This window comes from Blautia difficilis, from assembly GCF_014297245.1.
Lineage (GTDB): Bacteria > Bacillota > Clostridia > Lachnospirales > Lachnospiraceae > Blautia_A > Blautia_A difficilis.
This window is the reverse complement of record NZ_JACOQG010000003.1, coordinates 38,069-60,314: the sequence shown is the minus strand read 5'-3', so window position 1 is coordinate 60,314 and position 22,246 is coordinate 38,069. Positions and strand designations below refer to the sequence as shown.

The following is a 22,246-nucleotide window of genomic DNA, read 5'->3' as shown; positions in this document are numbered from 1 at the left end:
ATGAGATGACGATTGAAAGAATAAAGAAGGGACTGTAGCATTAAGTGATGCGACATAACTTTCTGTCTTGGATCAAGTGCTTGGAACATCATAAAAAACGAGTGGATAAAGGTAATAAAAAATATGGATAAAAGACAAAAAATCCTGATTGTAGATGATTCAAAATTAAACAGGGACATATTGAAGGAGATTCTTGGAGATGCTTATAACTATCTGGAAGCTGAAAATGGTAATCAGGCAATCCAGATGATAGGAGAAAATATTGGAATTGATCTGATGCTTTTGGATATCAATATGCCACAGATGAATGGTTTTGAAGTCTTGAAAATAGTGAAAAGAAGCCAGTGTATTGCTGAAACTCCTGTAATCATGATATCTTCTGAAGATGCTGTTGATACTATGCGTAAAGCATATGAGCTGGGAATCACAGATTATATCACACGACCGTTTGATTCTGTGATTGTAAAGAAAAGAGTTCAGAATACTTTGGGCCTCTATATGAACCAAAAGCATCTGATAAATGTGGTTTATAATCAGGTTTACGAAAAAGAAGAAAATAATAATATCATGATCCGGATTATGAGTAATATATTGGGATCCCGTAACAGCGAGAGCAGAGAACACATCCTGCATATTAAAACAGCAACGGAGATGATGCTGAGACAACTGGTAAAAGTAACAGATGCTTATCCTTTGACAGAGGCAGATATTGCTTTGATTACAACTGTTTCTTCCCTTCATGATATTGGTAAGATTCGTATTCCGGAAGGAATATTGAATAAACCAGGCAGACTTACAGATGAAGAATTTAAGATTATGAAAACCCATAGTGAGCTTGGTGCAGCTATAATTAAGGATATGGACTTTCCGCAAAATCATCCACTGGTACATACCGCATGGGAAATCTGCAGGTGGCACCATGAAAGATGGGACGGAAAGGGCTATCCGGATGGCTTAAAAGGTGAAGAAATACCAATCTCCGCGCAGGTGGTATCGATTGTTGATGTTTATGATGCACTCACCAGTGAAAGGTGTTACAAGAAAGCATTTGATCATGATACAGCGATTCAAATGATCCTGGATGGGCAATGCGGTCAGTTTAATCCCATCCTCCTTAAGTGTTTGAAAGAACTGAGTACTCAGCTTTCAAAAATGCTTGGTAAAGAGATGGATGATAATAAATATTATCATGAAGCACAGAGACTTTCGAATGAAATACTCAGTGATAAATCCTTACCGAACCAGATTTATACACAGAGTCTTGTCAAGGTCATGCAGGAGAAAATTGATTTCTTTAAATCGAACAGTGGCATAAATTCGATTGATTACAATGCAAGTTCGGGCCAATTAACTATAATAAATGAAAAACAGAAGATAATATACCAGAGAGATGATTCGGGAATTGATGTATTCAAAGTGTTTGAAGTGAGTGAAGAAGATATTCAAAATATCATAGATTTGTTGGAACAGACCTCGATAAAGAATAAAGAAATTTCATTACAGATAAAAGCAAGGCTTGAAAACAAAAGACAAATGTATAATCTGAAACTGCACACATTGTGGACTCCATTAAAAAAAGATGGCTATATTGGAATTATTGGATATTTTGATACTGTAAAATAGAAAAATGCAAATTTAGGATAATGAGCTAAATCTGGAAATTGCAAAAATGCTGCTGGAAGATGAAAAGATGGTTGTGACTACGGCAGAAAATGGCGAGGAGGCTGTGGATATTGTTTCCCAGTCAGTTCCGGGCAGATTTGATTTTATTTTTATGGATATTATGATGCCGGTAATGGATGGATTAGAAGCAACCAGACAGATAAGGACATTGAACCGTAAAGATACAAAAGAGATACCAATCCATGAGAGAAGAAGAATCCTCTGTTATGTGGCGGTATTATAGCAATCCTCTAAAATAATGCATCTTAATCCAGCCCATCAGAGTGTGAAATCCTGCTGAACTGTCTTAAATGCATTATTTACGAGGATTGCTATAGATTACTACATCTGCACAAAAAATTAAGCTGAAGGATACAGGGTTGAGGAATATGAAACAGTTAATAATACCAGACAAGGTACAAAAAGAGATGCTGACAGATTTTATGATCATGGGGAAAACCAGGGGACTGATCGGTGGATATTGTGAGAATGAGTTTCCGGTTTACTATGCCAATGAAGAAATGGCACGGATGCTTGGTTACGATGCAGTGGAAGAAATGGTTGAAGCAATTGACGGAAAAGTGATTAATACGATTCATCCCGATGACAGAGAACAGGTCATAAAGGATATCGGGGATGAGTATTATGAGGGATTAACCTATGAGACCACATATCGTATGCCGCGAAAAGACGGCTCCTGGTTCTGGACGGTTGATAAAGGAAAAGTCATACGGACAGAGGATGGGAAACTGGCTATTATCAGTGTCTGCCAAGATATGACATCTTTCGTGGAACGGCATAAGAAACTGGAAGACAGCAACAAGATTCTGAACGAACGTAACCGGATATTATCAGCTTTATCCAGAGATTATCCAACGATACTTTTGTGCGATTTAAAGCAGGATACATTTGAAGTTGTAAAAGGGGATACCTTTACGCACAATGACCCTGAAGAAAAGCAAAAGTTAGTTCGTGGAAGTAACTGCTATTCAGAGAGAGTCCGGTATTTTTTTGAAAATATCCTGATTAAAGATTCTGCTCCGGGGTATCTGGAAAAACTTTTGCCGGAGTATCTTATGGAAGAACTAAAAGAGAAGGACAGTATAGAGATTTATTATAAGACCATACCAAATGGGAGTGGTTCCAGACATTTTTTGGCAAACGCAGTACGTTTATCCAATGAGGAAGATCATTTTAAGATCATCCTCGGTTTCCGTTCTGTAGATGAAATCATTAAAAAAGAACAGGAGATAGAGCTTCAAAGAGAGATCATCGAAGGTCTTGGAAAAGAATATTTTTCTGTTCTGGCAGTAGAACTGGATAAAGATCGGGTATTTTCTTATCGCGAGTCTGAAGAAAATGGAAAGATTATTTCAGATTTTTGCAGAAAATGTGATAACAGATGGTCAAAAATAATTCCTTCTTATGCCGAGACGATGGTATCTAATAACACTAACGGAGAATTTGAAAAGCAGCTGGGTCTGGAAACTCTGCGTTCACAGGAAGAGGATTATTCCATGACATACGAGTTTAAGTCGGAAACGGAGATCAATTATCATCAGGTAAGAGTGACATACGTAAAGAAAAAAGACGGAGCAAGGGTGGCTGTAGTCGGAACAAGAAATATTGACAGTCTCATAAAAAAAGAGCGTATGCAGGAGGAAAAGCTGAAAAAAGCATATGCTGCCGCAGAAAATGCAAATAAAGCTAAAACGGAATTTCTGAATAATATGTCCCATGACATCCGTACGCCAATGAATGTGATCCTGGGATATAACCAGCTGATGAAACCGCTGCTGACAGAACCGAAGCAACTGGATTATCAGAAAAAAATTGAACAATCCGGGAAACTGCTATTGTCCATCATCAATAATGTACTTGATATGGCCCGGATTGAAAGCGGCAAGATGAAAGTAGATGAAAATTATGAAATTGTCGGCGAGGTAGTAGACGAAATCATAAGTACATTTGCATCTGAAGCGGAAGAAAGAGGAATTCATCTAAGTGCCAGCATGCAGGTTACACATAGAAATATCCTGTGTGACAGTACGAAAATCAGGGAAATCTATGTGAATCTTGTCAGTAATGCTATGAAATATACGCCCAGAGGTGGGAATGTAACGATCACAGTAGAAGAATTGCCATGTGAAAAAGAAGGATATGTAAAGGTAAAAGTTGAGATAAAAGATACCGGTATTGGCATGAGCAAAGAATATCTTCCAACGTTATTTGAACCATTCAGCCGTGAACATAATACAACCACTGGAAAAGTCGGAGGAACCGGTCTTGGAATGCCAATCGTGAAGCGAATGGTCGATCTGATGGGCGGCAGTATTGAAGTGGAAAGCGAACTGGGAAAAGGGACCGTATTTACGTTTACGCTGATGCATAAAATAGCTGACCAAAAATATTACAATGAGAAGACAGAAACAGCAGATGAATCTGATATGGGAGAAAACCTGCGCGGAAAGCATGTTCTGCTGGCGGAGGATAATGATCTGAATGCGGAAATTGCAGTGACGATTCTGGAAGAAACTGGGATTATTATCGAGCGTGTGGAAGATGGAATTCAGTGCGTGAACAAGGTAGCGCAGATGTCACCGGGAACTTATGATCTGATACTTATGGATATCCAGATGCCAAATATGGATGGCTATCAGGCAGCACAGTGTATCCGGCATTTAAATGATAAGACGAAGGCAGAAATCCCGATCATTGCCATGACAGCAAATGCCTTTGCAGAAGACAGGAAAAGAGCATTTGATGCCGGCATGAATGGACACATTGCAAAACCCATTGATATTGAGAAAATGGAAGCGGTCATTCTTTCTGTATTGGAAAAACAGGAAAGCTTACAGAATGGGAAGAACAACAGCATAAATGGATAATAAATATGTATTTCTATTTCCTGTTCTATTCAGGCATTTTTCATTGAAATTGCAATCACCTGGACATCTATTGCAGTATCGGTTGCGGGAATAATGACAGATAAAAAATAAGATTCGGTAGGCTTTTTTGCGTTTTTTATTCAGGCTTCTTGATATTATCATTATTCCTTTCGCTTTTGGACACTCACAGGGTTCGAAATTAACTGTGGGTGTCTTTTTTTTCGCTGCTGCTTTGTGATAGCTGGCTTTTTTCGTCTCAAAAACAGTTATCTTTGAATCAGTTATAATAATTTTATAAAATTCACCATATTACCGCTGGATAGTTCTATGTCAAATTGCACATTATAACAAATAGAACAGGAGGCATGCTTATGACATTGGAACAGGTTGTATTGACAATGATTAATGACAAGATGCTGGATCATGGACGGATTTCCCCAAAACTGCACGGTAATATCCAGAAAGATATTGTAACTCTGAGTACATCCAATACTGCAAAATTCTTCTGCGAAGGTTACGAAAAGTAAGAAGTAGCGAAGCGGATTGCGAATGTCCGCTTTACATAATATATAAAACAGGTGTAAGACATGGCAAATACGAAAAAAAGATGGACAGCCGATGAAATCGAAATATTAAGAAAGTACTATCCCACAGAAGGAGATCAGGTCTGTGAAAGATTATCCGGAAGAACTGCAAAAAGTTGCAGGGTCCAGGCATCAAAAATGGAAATATCCAAAAACATTTCTTCTTCAGCAATCGTACAGAATGATGTTAAATATGTCAGATTATGGACAGAAGCAGAGGATAAAATACTGAGGGAGTATTATGCTGTGGAGGGCAGTAAGGTACGTTATCGCTTAAATCAGAGATCTGCAGAATCCTGCAGAGGAAGAGCTGCTGCATTAGGACTTACTTATTCCGGGGCAAACAGAAAATGGAGCAGCAGCGAAGATGAAATTCTGAGGAATTATTATCCGACAGAAGGTGCTGAAGTTCAGAAAAGACTGGAGGGAAGATCCAAAGAGGCATGTAGTAAAAGAGCTGCCAAATTAGGTCTCTGCATACAGGGAAGAAAAGAATGGACTGCAGAAGAAGATGAAATTATAAGAACATATTACAAAGCGGAAGGCAGGAAAGTAGCAGAACGATTGGAAGGGAGAACTCTGACTGCCTGTCAGTCCAGAGCTAAGTACTTAAATGTCAGATCAGAGAATAACAGACTTCCGTGGACACAGGAAGAGGATGCGATCATTACCCGATATTATGAAGAAAAAGGTGCCGGATATGTGCATACTCTCATGCCTGAAAGATCTCTTCAGGCATGCAAATACAGAGCAATGATTCTGGGATTAAGCAGGAAAACCATTGATCCATGGACAAAAGCCGAAGAGAAGATATTGAAGAAATACTACCCGGTTGAGGGCGGCAATGTTTATAAACGTCTGAATAACCGTACCAGAAATGCCTGCATCAGCAAGGCCGCCCAATTACATCTGCAATATGGACTGCCTATGTATAAAGGACCTGTATTGGATGAATGGATCATACTGGCAGTGAAACAGGGGATCACAAAAGTAAGGCAATCTATGACATATAGTGAGATAACCTTTAAACCCGGAAAACTCCCTGAACTGCATCTGACACTGGAATGTGATGAAACCGGGAAATTCAGGGTTTATGAGGATTCTGTTCTTTTGGATGAAAAAGAATATGACAGACAGCAGATTGAGAATCTTGCGGATACAATGGGGCTTCAGATAGAAAGAAACAAAATTACTTTAGACAGCAGCGAAAAAGAGATAGAAGACGATATTTTCAGACTGATAGCAGGATGTTACCTGATTTATTTCCTGCATTTTTATGAAAGCAAAGAAAACAGACGATAGAATGCACGATTATTTTTACTGTGTGATTCTGAGATACCTCTATAGTCTCAAACCTTTAATATCTTTAATGCGTGATAAAATTATATTGCAGCTGCAGCTGATAATGCCGGGCAGTGTATCAATGACATTGTGCAGGAACTGTTCCATTTCATCACCTGAGGAAGCAACTGCATGTACATGAAGCTTGTCTCTTCCTGTGACACGGTAAATCTGAGTAACTGTATCATTTTTGTACAATATATCTGTTACCTGCGACAGGTACTCCGGTTTTGTTTCAATTTCAAAATAGCATGATACAGCCCCACTGATTTTTTGCGGATTAATAATTGTTGTATATTCTTCGATTACGCCTCTTTTCTCCAAAGCCTGGATACGGGCTTTTACTGCCACTCTGGAAATACCGGTTTCTTCACCAATATCAGAGTAGGAGATACGTGCATTTTCTATAAGCAGCCGGATAATTTTCTGATCCATTTCATCTAAACCGTCCAGATACATAAGTTCCCTCCTGTAAAATAATATAAAATAATATCCGTCTGGTAGCAGATTTTCTTAAATATCATATCATTTATATTACTAAAAGTAAACAGCTGCTTGACTTATTTACTGTAACTGCATATAATTGTTGCGTAACGAAATCTAAAACTTACGTTTTGAAAATGCGATTGTGATTTCGGATAAAAAGCAGAAATTTATGGAGGAAAATGAGAATGTCAAAAGATGAATATTTAATCACAGATGCCCCTCTTAAAGCACTGACTGTTTTTGCAATGCCGATGATTCTCGGAAGTTTTTTTCAACAAGTATATAATATGGCGGATTCTATCATTGTTGGTCAGTTTGTGGGATCCTCTGCACTTGCGGCAGTTGGAGCCTGTGCAGCTTTGACGAATGTTTTTATCTGTGTAGCATTGGGTGCCGGTGTAGGAGCCGGTGTACTTGTGAGCCGCTATTTTGGAGCCCAAAATTATAGCAAAATGAAAACAATTGTGTCAACATCATTGATTAGTTTTCTGATTCTGAGTATACTTCTGGGGTTTTTGGGCTTTGGCTTTTCTCATTTTATGATGAGCTTATTACAAACACCTGCTGACATACTGGATGAAGCAGTACTGTATCTGCGTGTTTATTTTGTGGGATTTCCCTTTCTGTTTATGTACAATATCCTTTCAACAATGTTCAACTCCATCGGTGAATCTAAGATTCCGCTGGGGCTTTTGATATTTTCTTCTGTTTTGAATATTGTTATGGATCTTTGGATGGTGGCTGGTTTAGGGCTGGGGGTGTTCGGTGCTGCCCTCGCAACTCTCATTGCGCAGGGAATTTCCGCAGTGTTTTCGCTTTTGATTTTCTTTAGCCGGATGCGTCGATATAAAAGCCGTTTCAACTGGTTTGACAGGCAGGAGTTACATTCCATGCTTCGGATTGCAGTACCATCGGTTCTTCAGCAGTCTACAGTGTCGATTGGTATGATGATCGTACAGGCAGTTGTAAATCCATTCGGTACACAGGCACTGGCAGGTTATGCGGCAACCATGAGAGTAGAGAATGTTTTTTCACTGATATTTGTATCCATTGGCAATGCGGTTTCGCCCTATGTTTCCCAGAATCTTGGAGCAAAGAAAATTGAACGTATCAAAAAAGGATACCATGCTGCACTGGTGTTGGACCTGTGTTTCGCAGTCCTTGCTTTCATAGTCATTGAAACACTGCACACCCCAATTTCTTCCTTATTCCTTGGAAAAGATGGAACTGCTCTGGCATATCAGGTGTCCGGGGATTATATGAAATGGCTGGGATATTTCTTTATTTTTATGGGTATTAAGATGGCAACAGATGGAGTTCTCCGTGGGCTTGGAATCATGCGCCCGTTTCTTATTGCCAATATGGTAAACCTTGCAATACGTCTGTCAGTGGCTTTGATCTTTGCGCCGCGTTACGGGATTGCATTTGTCTGGCTTGCTGTACCGGCCGGCTGGCTTGCGAATTTTCTGATCTCCTATGGGGCACTTAGAAAATCATGGCCGGTTGATGAAGAAGTTCCATCCCGGTAATAATCCCGGTAAGAGGTATATTTTCTTATAGACATGATATAGTATGAGTGCTATAATAAAAAAAGATTTTTTTATGGCATTTATTGGTAAACCGGTTGAAAAGTCGGGACACAAAGCCAGAAGGAGCTAAAGTCAGACTGAAATCTGGCCATGCCAGCCGGTTGCATCATGCCTCAGTAATAATAAAAGGTAAATGTTAAATGGTATTATGGAAAAAGTTCCTGTAAAATTTTTTACAAGGAACTTTTTTTTGCTTCAAGCGGATATTCATAACCTCCGCAGTGGATTTACCTGATTTGGTTTAAGGGACAATAGAAAAGAACAGCAGGAATGGAGACAAGATGAAAGGAAAAAAAGTGATTGCAGGCATTCTGCTTGTGGGAATTATAGCGGCATCCCTGGCAGGGTGCAAAAACACAAATACCACTAAAAAAGAAAGAGAAAAGCCCGTTATCACCCTGGGCAGTGACAGTTATCCGCCATACAATTATCTGAATGAAGATGGAATCCCCACAGGAATTGATGTGGAACTGGCTACAGAAGCTTTCAGAAGAATGGGATATCAGGTGGAGGTTGTCCAGATCAACTGGGAGAAGAAAAAAGAGCTGGTAGAAAGCGGAGAGATTGACTGTATTATGGGCTGCTTTTCCATGGAAGGACGCCTTGACGATTACCGCTGGGCAGGGCCCTACATAGCAAGCCGCCAGGTAGTTGCTGTAAATGAGAGCAGTGATATCTATAAACTAAGTGACCTGGAGGGAAAGAACCTTGCCGTCCAGTCCACAACCAAACCGGAGGGCATCTTTCTGAACCGGACAGATGAGAGAATCCCCAAACTGGGCAATCTGATCAGTCTTGGGCACAGGGAACTGATCTATACCTTTCTGGGGAAAGGATATGTGGATGCAGTTGCTGCACATGAGGAATCCATTGTCCAGTACATGAAAGATTATGACGCAAGCTTCCGTATCCTGGAAGAGCCACTGATGGTCGTCGGGATAGGTGTTGCTTTTGCAAAAGAGGATGACAGGGGAATCTGTGAGCAGATGGATCAGACGCTGGAAGAAATGCGTCAGGATGGCACCTCCCTGAAAATTATTAAAAAATATCTGGATGATCCCCAGAAGTATCTGGAGGTGGATGATCTTGGATATTAAGAGAAAGAAAAAAGAAAAACGAATCCAGCTGTTCGGTGGTCTGATTGGAATCTGTGTGGCATTAGTTTCTCTGTTTTATTTCTTTCATGCGGAGAAAGCGGAAGCAGAGAAAAGAATGGTAGAGATTGTAAATTATGTCAAAGTGCAGTGTTCCACCTACACCCATTATAATGAATCTTCGGAATCCAAAAGTCTCCTCCGTGCGATTGAAAGTGCCAGACAGATGAGTACGAATATCGATATGGAAATAGAAAACGGCGGTCATCTGAGCCAGGAGTTCCTAAAAGAAAATCTTCAGACTCTCTGGGTGGATGGTATCCTTGTGCTGGATGCAGTTGGAAAGACGGACTGCGAATACAGCATGGATGAGTCTCTGACCGGTGAGATTACGGCATATCTGCAAAAGGACATTATCATGGATTTTGCCGGATATGAAGAAAGATCTTATTCGGAACGGTTTACCAGGGAAGACGGATCCTATATTGATATTGCAGCCTGTGCCAGAAAAGATGCACCGGGTATTGTGGCAATCTACTATTACACACCTCCTGAATTTGCCAGAAACTATACACTGACGATACAAGGGCTTTTAAATGGTTATAGTATCCAGAAAGATGGAACGGTTATTGTTGCAGACGATGGGATTGTTGTTGCCAGCAATGATGAGAGTCTGCTGGGGCAGAATACAGCCGACAACGAAGTTGTTCAGGCAATGAAAAAGCATACAGACAGTCAGCATATCTATCATTTGAGGAAGGAAGGAACCGGATGTTATGGAATCATGCTTAAGCAGCGTGATTATTATATCTACGCATATCTTCCGGATACAGAAGTATTCCGTAACCTGCCGCTAAGTGTAACAGCTGTCGTTTTTCTTTATTTACTCATATTCGGTATATTCTGCTTCTGGGGATACAGAGCGGATCTGGCACACCGGAAACATGAACAGGAAAAAGATGAAAAATATAAAGCAGAACTTCTGAGAGCAGCAAAAAAAGCAGAAGCAGCCAATGAGGCAAAAACCGAGTTTCTACAGCGAATGAGCCATGATATCCGGACACCGATCAATGGAATCTGCGGCATGATCGATGTGGCAGACCATTATGCAGAGGATATGAAGAAACAGACGGAATGCAGGGCAAAGATCAAAGAGGCATCCCATCTGTTGTTGGAACTGATAAACGAGGTTCTGGACATGAGCAAACTGGAGTCAGATGAAGTGATTCTGGAAGAAATCCCATTTAATCTGAACAGTATTTCTGAGGAAATACTGGGTGTGATTGAACAGATGGCTGCAGAGCAGAATATCCGGATCCTTTGGGAAGAAAAAGAAGTTACACACTGGAATCTTATCGGAAGTCCGGTGCATGTGAAGCGGATCCTGATGAATATTCTGTCCAATGCGGTGAAATATAACAAAGAAAACGGATATGTCTATATCAGCTGTCGGGAAATCCCATCGGAACAGACAGCAATGACCACATTGGAATTTGTCTGCAGAGATACCGGAATTGGAATGACAGAGGCATTCCAGAAACGCATTTTTGAACCATTTGCACAGGAACATGCAGGAAGCCGCACAAAATTCGCCGGAACAGGACTGGGAATGCCAATCACAAAAAAACTGGTAGAGAAAATGGGCGGAACCATTTCCTTTGAAAGTAAAGAAGGCACAGGGACTACATTTGTGATCCGGATTCCATTCCGGATTGACACAGATAGGAAGGACAGGACTGAAACGGAAGAAAAAACGGAAACATCTATCCAGGGGCTCCATGTTCTTCTGACAGAGGATAATGAGCTGAATATGGAGATTGCAGAATTTGTGCTTCAGAATGAAGGCACTGTGGTGACCAAAGCATGGAATGGGCAGGAGGCTGTTGACATATTCAGAAAAAGCAGTTCTGGAGAATTTGATGTCATTCTTATGGATATTATGATGCCTGTCATGAATGGATATGAAGCAGCAAAGATGATCCGCTCTCTGGACAGAGAGGATGCAAAAGTGATACCGATCATTGCAATGACAGCAAATGCGTTCATTGAGGACAGAATGAGAGCAAAGGAAGCGGGAATGGATGAACATATTGCCAAGCCTGTTGATAGGAAATTATTAGTAAAAGTAATCAATGAGTTAGTAAAACACAATCAGAGGGAGCAGTTATAATGAAAAAGAAAAAATGGAACAGGTTAGTTTCTGTACTTTTGGTGATGGTGACGGTTATGTCACTTCTGTCTGGCTGTGGCGGGAAAAGTGCGGAAAAAGAAGATGCAGAAACCATCACCGTGTATTTATGGACTACAAAGCTGTATGAAAAATATGCGCCATACATCCAGGAACAGCTTTCGGATATCAACGTTGAATTTGTAGTAGGCAATAATGATCTGGATTTCTATCGTTTTCTAAATGAAAATGGCGGATTGCCGGATATTATAACCTGCTGCAGGTTTTCCCTGCATGATGCAAGTCCTCTGAAAGACAGTCTGATGGATCTTTCCACAACCAATGCTGCAGGTGCTGTCTATGATACATACCTTAACAGTTTCAGAAATCAGGATGGCAGCGTAAACTGGCTTCCTGTGTGTGCAGATGCCCATGGCTTTGTAGTAAACAAAGATCTTTTTGAAAAGTATGATATTCCTCTTCCAACGGATTATGAAAGCTTCATTTCTGCCTGCCAGGCATTTGATGAGGTGGGTATCCGTGGGTTTACTGCAGACTATTACTATGATTATACCTGTATGGAAACACTGCAGGGTCTGTCTGCATCAGAGCTGTCTTCTGTGGATGGACGTAAGTGGCGTACCATCTACAGTGACCCTGATAATACAAAGAGAGAAGGTCTGGACAGTACCGTCTGGCCGGAGGCTTTTGAACGTATGGAGCAGTTTATTCAGGATACAGGGCTGAGCCAGGATGATCTGGATATGAATTATGATGATGTGGTTGAGATGTACAAAAGTGGTAAGCTTGCCATGTATTTCGGCAGTTCTGCCGGTGTAAAAATGTTCCAGGATCAGGGCATTAACACAACATTCCTGCCATTCTTTCAGCAGAACGGCGAAAAGTGGCTGATGACTACACCATATTTCCAGATAGCTTTAAACCGTGACCTGACAAAGGATGAAACACGTCGGCAGAAAGCAATGAAGGTACTGAGCACAATGCTTTCAGAGGATGCGCAGAACCGGATCATTTATGATGGGCAGGATCTGTTAAGCTATAGCCAGGATGTGGATTTCCGGCTTACGGAATATCTGAAGGATGTGAAACCTGTGATTGAAGAAAACCATATGTATATCCGTATTGCGTCAAATGACTTTTTTTCCATTTCCAGGGATGTGGTGTCTAAGATGCTCTCAGGAGAATATAATGCAGAGCAGGCTTATCAGTCATTTAATTCCCAGCTTCTTGAAGAAAAATCCACTTCTGAGGATATTGTGTTGGATTCAAAGAAAACTTATTCCAATCGTTTCCATACCAGCGGAGGCAATGAAGCCTATTCTGTTATGGCAAACACTTTGCGCGGTATTTATGGGACGGATGTGCTGATTGCAACAGGAAACAGCTTTACGGGAAATGTACTGAAGGCCGGTTATACAGAAAAAATGGCGGGCAACATGATTATGCCAAACGAGCTTTTCGCTTACAGCAGCGAAATGAGTGGGGCAGAACTGAAGGAAACGGTCAGAAACTTCGTAGAAGGCTGCCAGGGAGGCTTTATCCCCTTTAACCGCGGCTCTCTGCCTGTGTTCAGTGGTATTTCTGTAGAAGTCACGGAAACGGATGATGGTTATACATTGAGTAAAGTTACAAAGAATGGAAAACAGATTCAGGACAAGGATGCTTTTACTGTGACCTGCCTTGCAGCACCACAATATATGGAAGCTTATGCGGCAGAGGAAAATATTGCATTTGACGGAGGGGATACCTCTGTGGAAGATACCTGGACAACATATGTTTCAGATGGTAATGCCATTCTTGCAGAGCCTGAAGACTACATTACTCTGAGGTGAGAAGAATGGATGTTAAGAATCATAATACAAACAGAAAGAAACGGGTTGTGAGAAAACGATGGAATGCAGCAGTTCTTATTGCCCTATTTGTTGGAATCCTTTTGACTGTTTTCCAATATTTGGGGTTTGTATCGAAGACTGTTTATGAGGAAAGTGTTTCTCACCTGACAGAAATTTTTCATCAGTCTGATAATATGCTAAGTGAGCTGACAAATAAGAATCTGACTTATCTCCATATATGGGGAGAATATCTGCAGAACACTTCCGATGAAAGTGAAATTCGTGAGTATATAGAGAAAGCACAGGAAGATGCAGGCTTTTTAGATTTTTATTTCCTGTCAGCGGACGGGAACTATAAGATGGTAACAGGTAAAACCGGCTATCTGGGATTACAGGAAAATATTGAAGATGAGATCCGGCAGGGAAATGATGTGATAACCAATGCAACAGTTCCCGGAAAATCCCAGCTCCTTGTTTTTGCCACTCCCAAGCCTCATGGAAATTATCAGGGCTTTGAATATGATGCAATTGCCATTGCCTATGAAAACTCTGATATCGTAAATGTGCTGAATATTTCTGCTTTTAATGGAAATGCCCAGAGTTATGTGGTTCATCCGGATGGTCGTGTTGTTGTGGATCATTCCTCTGAGTCATGGGGAGAGGTTTATAATTTCTTTGGGATTCTGAGAGAGCATTCCAATATGTCTGAAAAAGAGATCCTTAAACTTTCAGAAGAGTTTAAGGAAGGACATACAGATGCAATGCTGATAAATCTGGATGGAAAGGATTACTATCTGGTCTATGAGAAATCCAAACCTCAGGACTGGATCTTTCTGGGACTTGTCCAGGCTGATATCGTTAATGCCAGTATGAATGTTCTGCAGCGTAGCACGATGCTGCTTGTAAGTGCAGTAGCGGTGTGTATTGCCGGTCTTTTTATTGGAATTATTCTCTGGAAAAACAGGGTAAACCTGAAGAGAAAGGATACGGAGATCCTTTACAGGGACGAGCTGTTTCAAAAGCTGTCAATGAGTGTGGATGATGTTTTCCTGATGCTGGATGCCAAAACATATAAAGCAGATTACGTCAGTCCCAATGTGGAAAAATTGCTGGGTATTACAGTAGAACAGATCCGTAAAGATATTTGTGTCCTGGGAAAACTGCATCCCGGGGATGTTGAAGATCCGGAGAAGAATTATCTGGAAGAAATCCAGGTTCATGAGCAGCAGGAATGGGATTTTGAATATGTTCATCAGAAAACAGGAGAACACCGCTGGTTTCATAATGTTGCAATGGGCAGCGAGGTAAACGGGAAAAAGAAATATATCCTGGTTATGTCAGATCGTACCTCTGACAGAAAAATGAATCAGGCGCTTTCTGAGGCGGTCCGCGCTGCGGAGACTGCAAACAAGGCAAAGAGCACCTTCCTTTCCAATATGTCTCACGATATCCGGACACCAATGAATGCGATCATTGGTTTTACCACACTGGCTGTAAGCAACATTGATGATAAAGAAAGGGTACGGGATTATCTGGGTAAGATTCTTTCCTCCAGTAATCATCTGCTCTCACTGATCAATGATATCCTGGATATGAGCCGTATTGAGAGCGGAAAGATTCATCTGGAAGAAACGGAAGTCAGTCTGTCAGAGGTTCTTCATGATCTGAAAACTATTATCAGCGGACAGATCCATGCGAAACAGCTGGAACTTTACATGGATGTCATGGATGTTACCAATGAGGATGTTTATTGTGACAAGACACGACTGAATCAGGTACTGCTGAATCTTTTGTCCAATGCGATCAAGTTTACTCCTGCAGGCGGAACCGTTTCTGTCCGGCTGAGAGAGTATCCGGGGACGCAGAGAGGCTGTGAACTGTACGAAATCCGGGTAAAGGATAACGGAATCGGCATGAGTCAGAAATTTGTACAGAAGATCTTTTCTCCTTTTGAGAGAGAGCGGACTTCCACTGTAAGCAGGACTCAGGGTACTGGGCTGGGCATGGCCATTACCAAAAACATCGTGGATATGATGGGCGGAACCATTGAGGTTCAGACAGAACAGGGAAAAGGTACTGAATTTATTATCCGTCTGCCATTGCGGATCCAGCCTGAGAGTCACCGTATAGAGAAAATCGCAGAACTGGAAGGTCTGAAGGCATTGGTCGTAGACGATGATTTTAATACCTGTGACAGTGTGACTAAGATGCTTGTAAAGGTTGGAATGCGTTCGGAATGGACACTTTCCGGTAAGGAGGCTGTTCTCCGTGCACGGCAGTCTGTGGAAATGGGGGATGCATTCCACGCTTATATCATCGACTGGCGTTTGCCGGATATGAACGGCATTGAAGTTACCCGTCAGATCCGTAGTCTTGGTGACGATACGCCGATCATTATCCTGACTGCTTATGACTGGTCAGATATTGAAGTGGAAGCCAGGGCAGCAGGGGTGACTGCATTCTGTGCAAAACCTATGTTTATGTCAGATATCAGAGAGACTCTGATGGCTGCAATCGGCCAGAAGCAGGCTGAGGCAGAGGATAATGTTCTTCCGGCAGCAGATTCAGATTTCAGAGGCAGGCGCATACTGCTTGTGGAAGATAATGAACTGAACAGTGAAATTGCAGTAGCGCTCCTTAGTGAATATGGTTTTCGGGTTGATACAGCGGAAGATGGAGCAGAGGCTGTGGAGAAAGTTAAGAATTCAACACAAGGTGATTATGACCTGGTGCTTATGGATGTGCAGATGCCTGTAATGAATGGATATGAGGCTACTGAGCAGATCCGTTCACTGGATGATCCTTCACTGGCGGGAATCACGATCCTTGCCATGACTGCCAATGCTTTTGACGAAGACAGAAAGAAAGCACTGGCATGTGGTATGAATGGATTTTTATCCAAGCCAATAGTTATAGAGGAATTGATCAATACCTTGCAAAATATTCTGACGGATTAGTAAAACAAAAACCTGCTAAGAAAAGTTAAAAACTTTTTAGCAGGTTTTTATTTTTTTAAGAAATTTCTAAGCGGCCATTGAAAAGTCCGAAAATGAGTAGTATTCTGATTATATCAATATATAATGTTTTCGTAGAACCGAAAGCAAAATCAGATGAATACAAAGGAGGATTTTCATCATGAACATGAAGAAGAAAATGAAACGTTTTGCAAAGATACTGGTTGCCTCTCTGGTTGTTGCAGGCTTTTGTCCAACAGGGATTCCCACACCAATAAACTCAGTTGTTGAGGTACAGGCTGCCACAAAAGCAAAGGTACCCACCTGTGCAGCCAAACAAACAGTACGTGTAGTGGGGGCTTTTGGAGGACCTAACGGAAATGGTGGAGCGAAAACTATTTTGGATATTCCGGAATGCTATATCTTCATTAGAAACCTGAGTTCTAATGCCAAAATAACAAATATCAAATCTTCCAACAAAAAAATTAGGGCAACCAAAAGAGAAGGTTTAAATGCTCTGGAACTTTCTTCTACTCTTATGCCTTTTGATGAGACTGATCTTGCCGGAGCTTCTTCCACAATTTCATTCCGGGTAACCCAGAATGGAAAGCAGTATAAGCTGTCCTGTAAGATTAAAGTAGCTGAGAAAAAATCTCCGTTTTCTAAATTTACGGTTGGATCCAAAAATTACGCATCTTATTTTAACGGATATATGTATATTCAGGAAAAACAAATAAAGGGCAAGAAAAAAATATATGTTAAAATGGCTCCTGGGTATGTATTAGATTCCATAAATATGGTTTCTTCTAAAAATGGAAAATATACAAACAAGAAAATCAAAAATGGCTCCACAGTTAACCTTACATCTTGCGACCAGATTTCCGTATCTTATCATACGACTAAGAAACCTGTTAACTACAAAGCTCCTTCTAAGTGGTTTGGACAGGTGGAGTCACCTCTGCATAATTATAATTCATTAATATTCCAGTAATACCCCCCATTCATTGCCAAAAGGTTTGGCTGTGATATTTCATCCGCTTGACTCGAGCAGAAAAAAGAAGGCGTAAATTCATATTCGGATTTACGCCTTCTTTGTATAATATTATTTAATAATAGTTTCTCTGTATATTGGTATCACTCCAGAATTGTTTGTGAATACTCAAAAATAAGTCAAGCGGATATTCGCAATCCGCTTCGCTATTTGCGGGAATGCAGATTATAAATTTTGAATAGTTCCATTCAAAATTGCAAAGGATAGCATATAGGAAAGGAGGTAGTCTTATGACCTTGGAACAGGTTGTCCTGACAATGATTAATGACAAAATGCTGGATAATGGACAGATTTCCGAAAAACTGCACAGCAGTATTCAGAAGGACATCTTTTCTTTGCTTGCATCTGACACTGCAGCCATGAAGAGGGAAGAACAGATAAACAGTTCATACCAATACCATGAACGAATCAGTTAATCGAATCAAGTAAGTCCCCTGCTTCAATTGCGAATATCCGATTGACTTGGAAAGGAACAAAATGGACATCTATGCAACCCGCGAGGAACTGAAATTACGGCAGAAAAGCATCTTTGATCTGGAACTGAAGGTTGCGTATTATGCACGTGTCAGTACGGACAAGGAGGAACAGAAAACCTCTATTGAGCATCAGTGGACTTTTTTTGAGCAGTTAATTTCGGGGGTAAAAAATTGGAAATTTATAGATGGTTATATAGATGAAGGAATCTCCGGCATTACTGTAACCCACAGAGAAGAATTTCAGAGAATGCTCCAGGATGCAAAGGATGGAAAAATTGACCTCATCATTACCAAAGAGATTACCCGTTTTGCCCGAAATGTATTAGATAGTATACGATATACAAGAGAACTGCTGGACTGCGGAACAGCCGTATGGTTTCAGAACGACAACATCAATACATTGGATGAGGATTCTGAACTCAGACTGTCAATCATGTCTGGTATTGCACAGGAAGAAAGCAGAAAGCTTTCAAGCCGAGTACGTTTTGGTCATGCCAGATCCATACAGAATGGTGTGGTTCTTGGCAATTCCCATATTTACGGATGGGACAAACGAAATGGGAAATTGTTTTTAAATCCTGAAGAAGCAAAAATGGTTCAGCTTATTTTTGAAAAATATGCCCTGGGAAACTGGTCTACCCATTCGCTGGAACAATTTTTATGGGAATGCGGTTACAGAAATTACAAAGGAGGAAGAATTAACAGCCATGTGATTGCCAATATTATCCGAAACCCTAAATATAAGGGATATTATGTTGGCGGAAAAGTAAAAATAGTTGACCTTTTTACTAAGAAGCAGAAGTTTCTGCCTGAAAATGAATGGATAATGTATAAAGACGATGGCACCCATGTCCCGGCAATCGTAGATGAAAAACTGTGGGAAAATGCCAACAGGATTTTGGAAGAAAGAAGTAAAAATATTAAATCAAAAAAAACTTCCTATAAGCAGAACAACCTTTTTACAGGGCTTATCCATTGTACCGAAGATGGGGCTGCATATTGGCTGAAAGTCAGAACTGTCCGTGAAAAAGATGCAAAGACATGGGTATGCAGTCATCGTATAAAACATGGGGCAATTTCCTGTAAATCCAAACCGATAAAAGAGGAGCTCCTACTTAAAATGATATCGGATGTTTATAATGATATGGCTCAAAGCAATAAAAATATACTGCACAAATATCTGGAGCTTTATGAGAAAGAGCTTAACAAATCAGAAGGAACAGAAGAAAAAATACACAGCCTGCAGCATGAAATAACAGCACTGGAACAGAAGAGAGATAAGTTGTTGGATTACAATATGGGCGGCTATATTTCAGATGCAGAATTTCTCAGCAGAAACCAGGTTTTTACACAACAGATTGCGAAAAAAAAGGAGGATCTGGAACAACTGAAAAACACAAAGCCCTTATCTAAAGCAGAATTGCTGGATCAGATGGATAAGATATTAGATTATGCAAAAGAATATTCTTACGTAAAAACCAAGGATATAACCAGATCTATGATTGAAAACACCATTCATAAGATAGAAATCACTCCCATAAATGAAAAGAAAGCAGAGGTGTTGATCGTATTTAAAAGCGGAAGTCTGCATAGCTCTGATGCTGTCATTCCGGCACTGGGACAGGAAAAAGCTTATATTACCGAGACTGGGTATGAGTATGTTATGCATTCAGGAATTATTATGTAAATAATGTAGCAGGTGTAAAATATGGCGAATACTAAAAAAATAAAGAAAAAGGCGTGGCTTTTATATTGCCTTGATAATCATTTTTCCAAATGATACAATTATGCATAAGGGAAAAAATACTGATTTTTCAGTTAGAAAGCAGGTAAGAAAAATGTATTTGATAAAGACAATAAAAAATGACATAACAAAAATAACAGACGTACAGGCAATCGTAAATGCTGCAAACAATTCGCTTCTCGGAGGTGGTGGCGTAGACGGTGCAATTCACAGAGCCGCTGGTCCAAAGCTGCTTGCCGAATGCCGAACACTCCACGGATGTGAGACTGGAGAAGCAAAGATTACAAAGGCATATCATCTGCCCTGTAAGTATGTGATCCATACTGTAGGACCTATATGGAATGGTGGTAAAAACAGGGAAGAAGAACTTTTTTCAAGCTGTTATTTTAACTCCATGAAATTGGCAAGTGAGAATGGAATCAGGTCTATTGCATTCCCTTCCATATCAACAGGCGTATACAGATTTCCGGTCGAACTGGCAGCAAAGATAGCGGTAAATACCGTAAATAAATTTTTGCAGGATCATCTGGATAAATTTGACCTAGTAGAATGGGTGCTTTTTGATTCTCACACGGAATCGGTTTATGAGGCTGAGGTGGAACGGATAAAGAAACTATGTAAATGAAAAATAGTCAAAAAGAGTTTCAGATGATAAGTCTGGAACTTTTTTTATTGTTTAAAAATGAAGGTACTGTAATTTTATCGGAGTGTCTGGTTTTGCAGGAAGCTTATAATATCTTCTGACATATAATGTTAAATTAATAACATAAAATATAAGTAAAATAATAAAAAACAATAAATATATATAGAAAAACAGTAAATAATATAGGAATAAATAATAAAATACACCAAAATACAAAAAGATATAAAAAACTATTGCGTTATAAATTTAACAATGATATAATGCAAGCGAACAGAAGAGATGAGTGCCTTCTGCAGTAACATGTAAACAGACATAATTTATAAAGGAGATAACGCAATGGCAAGATTTACATTACCAAGAGACATTTATCATGGAAAAGGATGCCTCGAAGAATTAAAGAATTTAAAAGGAACGAAAGCAGTTCTTGTTGTGGGCGGCGGCTCAATGAAACGTCAGGGATTTCTGGATAAGGCAATTAATTATTTAAAAGAAGGCGGAATGGAAGTTCAGCTGATCGAAGGTGTGGAACCTGATCCATCAGTAGAAACTGTAATGAAAGGCGCAAAAGTAATGCAGGAATTCCAGCCGGACTGGATCGTAGCTATGGGCGGTGGATCCCCAATTGATGCAGCGAAAGCAATGTGGACATTCTATGAATATCCGAATACAAAATTTGAAGATATTATCACACCATTTGGTTTTCCTGAATTACGACAGAAAGCAAAATTTGCAGCAATTCCGTCTACATCAGGAACAGCTACAGAAGTTACAGCTTTTTCAGTAATCACAGACTATAATACAGGAATTAAATATCCTCTGGCAGATTTTAATATCACTCCGGACGTAGCAATTGTTGATCCGGAACTGGTTGAGGGACTTCCGGTAAAACAGGTAGCATATACAGGTATGGATGCATTAACACATGCAATTGAAGCATATGTTTCTACACTCCACTGTCCATATACAGATCCGCTTGCACTGCAGGCCATTGAGATGGTTCTGGCATATCTGCCGGCATCTTATAATAAGAACATGGCAGCACGTGAGCAGATGCACTATGCACAGTGTCTGGCAGGAATGGCATTTTCCAATGCTCTACTTGGTATTGTTCATTCTATGGCACATAAGACAGGTGCAGCATTCTCCACTGGACATATTCCCCATGGATGTGCAAATGCAATTTATCTTCCTTATGTGATCAGATACAATGCAAAAAATCCTGCAGCAGCAGAACGTTATGCTGAGATTGCAAGAAGAATGGGACTGGAAGGAACCTGCCAGCAGGCTCTGATCAATAGTCTCTGCGAGAAGATTGACGAGTTTAATGTAAGATTGAATATTCCAAAAACACTGAAAGACTTTGGAATCCAGGAAGAAGAATTTAAAGAAAAAGTTGCCAAAATTGCAGAACTTGCAGTTGGTGATGCATGCACAGGTTCTAACCCAAGGGCAATTGATCCTGCAAATATGGAGAAACTTCTTACATGCACTTATTATGGAACAGAGGTTGATTTTTAATTTTTAATTAATAAAGAAAATACAAAAAGTTACAGAAAAGACATTTTGTCCTGTCAGAAGGATGGAATGTCTTTTTGCCATCAAAATCACACACTTATTTTTTATATAATTTTTAGCTTGCATCTATGTAAAATTGATATCAGAAAATTCCCTCTTTTTATGTTGACATTACTAAAAGCAAGACTATAATGAAAAC

At 40.2% G+C, this 22,246-nt stretch carries 15 protein-coding genes, 1 pseudogene and 1 riboswitch; of the genes and pseudogenes, 15 read left to right on the top strand and 1 reads right to left on the bottom strand.

Annotated elements, in window-relative coordinates; all coding sequences use genetic code 11:
- The first annotated feature begins 123 nt into the window (after window positions 1–123).
- The 5 genes and pseudogenes from H8Z82_RS03260 to H8Z82_RS03240 all read left to right on the top strand — a co-directional run bounded on the left by H8Z82_RS03260 (window position 124) and on the right by H8Z82_RS03240 (window position 6,436).
- Complete coding sequence (locus H8Z82_RS03260) at window positions 124–1,623, top strand: HD domain-containing phosphohydrolase (protein ID WP_186994227.1); 1,500 nt, start codon at window positions 124–126, stop codon at window positions 1,621–1,623.
- Between the two features lie 28 nt (window positions 1,624–1,651).
- A pseudogene (locus tag H8Z82_RS03255) lies at window positions 1,652–1,906 on the top strand (response regulator); the annotation flags it as partial.
- A gap of 145 nt (window positions 1,907–2,051) precedes the next feature.
- The gene (locus tag H8Z82_RS03250; protein WP_186994225.1) at window positions 2,052–4,550 is read left to right on the top strand and encodes a hybrid sensor histidine kinase/response regulator; all 2,499 of its coding nucleotides are present in this window, start codon (window positions 2,052–2,054) and stop codon (window positions 4,548–4,550) included.
- Between the two features lie 371 nt (window positions 4,551–4,921).
- Window positions 4,922–5,077, top strand: a complete 156-nt coding sequence (locus H8Z82_RS03245) for a hypothetical protein (RefSeq protein ID WP_019161812.1) — start codon at window positions 4,922–4,924, stop codon at window positions 5,075–5,077.
- Window positions 5,078–5,137: 60 nt separating this feature from the next.
- Window positions 5,138–6,436, top strand: a complete 1,299-nt coding sequence (locus H8Z82_RS03240; RefSeq protein ID WP_186994224.1) for an SANT/Myb-like DNA-binding domain-containing protein — start codon at window positions 5,138–5,140, stop codon at window positions 6,434–6,436.
- Window positions 6,437–6,475: 39 nt separating this feature from the next.
- Here the strand turns inward: H8Z82_RS03240 and H8Z82_RS03235 are convergent, their stop codons facing one another.
- A complete protein-coding gene (locus H8Z82_RS03235) occupies window positions 6,476–6,934 on the bottom strand; it encodes an Lrp/AsnC family transcriptional regulator (protein ID WP_186994223.1) in 459 nt (152 codons plus the stop codon).
- A gap of 212 nt (window positions 6,935–7,146) precedes the next feature.
- On the opposite strand from H8Z82_RS03235, the gene H8Z82_RS03230 reads away from it, so the two are divergent.
- The 10 genes from H8Z82_RS03230 (at window position 7,147) to H8Z82_RS03185 (ending at window position 22,050) form a co-directional block, all read left to right on the top strand.
- A complete protein-coding gene (locus H8Z82_RS03230; protein ID WP_186994222.1) occupies window positions 7,147–8,490 on the top strand; it encodes an MATE family efflux transporter in 1,344 nt (447 codons plus the stop codon).
- Window positions 8,491–8,565: 75 nt separating this feature from the next.
- Window positions 8,566–8,659, top strand: a riboswitch (cyclic di-GMP riboswitch).
- Window positions 8,660–8,831: 172 nt separating this feature from the next.
- On the top strand, window positions 8,832–9,647 hold the full coding sequence (locus H8Z82_RS03225) for a substrate-binding periplasmic protein (RefSeq protein WP_186994221.1): 816 nt from the start codon (window positions 8,832–8,834) through the stop codon (window positions 9,645–9,647).
- Complete coding sequence (locus H8Z82_RS03220) at window positions 9,631–11,814, top strand: ATP-binding response regulator (RefSeq protein ID WP_186994220.1); 2,184 nt, start codon at window positions 9,631–9,633, stop codon at window positions 11,812–11,814. The genes H8Z82_RS03225 and H8Z82_RS03220 overlap by 17 nt, the downstream gene beginning before the upstream one ends.
- Window positions 11,814–13,664, top strand: coding sequence for an ABC transporter substrate-binding protein (locus tag H8Z82_RS03215; RefSeq protein WP_186994219.1), 1,851 nt, complete (start codon window positions 11,814–11,816; stop codon window positions 13,662–13,664). Before H8Z82_RS03220 ends, H8Z82_RS03215 begins: the two co-directional genes overlap by 1 nt.
- Before the next feature lie 5 nt (window positions 13,665–13,669).
- On the top strand, window positions 13,670–16,621 hold the full coding sequence (locus H8Z82_RS03210; RefSeq protein WP_186994218.1) for a response regulator: 2,952 nt from the start codon (window positions 13,670–13,672) through the stop codon (window positions 16,619–16,621).
- A gap of 178 nt (window positions 16,622–16,799) precedes the next feature.
- Window positions 16,800–17,609, top strand: a complete 810-nt coding sequence (locus H8Z82_RS03205; RefSeq protein WP_019161804.1) for a hypothetical protein — start codon at window positions 16,800–16,802, stop codon at window positions 17,607–17,609.
- Between the two features lie 290 nt (window positions 17,610–17,899).
- Window positions 17,900–18,085, top strand: a complete 186-nt coding sequence (locus H8Z82_RS03200; RefSeq protein ID WP_019161803.1) for a hypothetical protein — start codon at window positions 17,900–17,902, stop codon at window positions 18,083–18,085.
- Between the two features lie 61 nt (window positions 18,086–18,146).
- The gene (locus tag H8Z82_RS03195) at window positions 18,147–19,832 is read left to right on the top strand and encodes a recombinase family protein (RefSeq protein ID WP_186994217.1); all 1,686 of its coding nucleotides are present in this window, start codon (window positions 18,147–18,149) and stop codon (window positions 19,830–19,832) included.
- A gap of 151 nt (window positions 19,833–19,983) precedes the next feature.
- The gene (locus H8Z82_RS03190; protein ID WP_186994216.1) at window positions 19,984–20,514 is read left to right on the top strand and encodes an O-acetyl-ADP-ribose deacetylase; all 531 of its coding nucleotides are present in this window, start codon (window positions 19,984–19,986) and stop codon (window positions 20,512–20,514) included.
- Window positions 20,515–20,868: 354 nt separating this feature from the next.
- The gene (locus H8Z82_RS03185; RefSeq protein ID WP_019161798.1) at window positions 20,869–22,050 is read left to right on the top strand and encodes an iron-containing alcohol dehydrogenase; all 1,182 of its coding nucleotides are present in this window, start codon (window positions 20,869–20,871) and stop codon (window positions 22,048–22,050) included.
- The last annotated feature ends 196 nt before the right edge of the window (window positions 22,051–22,246 follow it).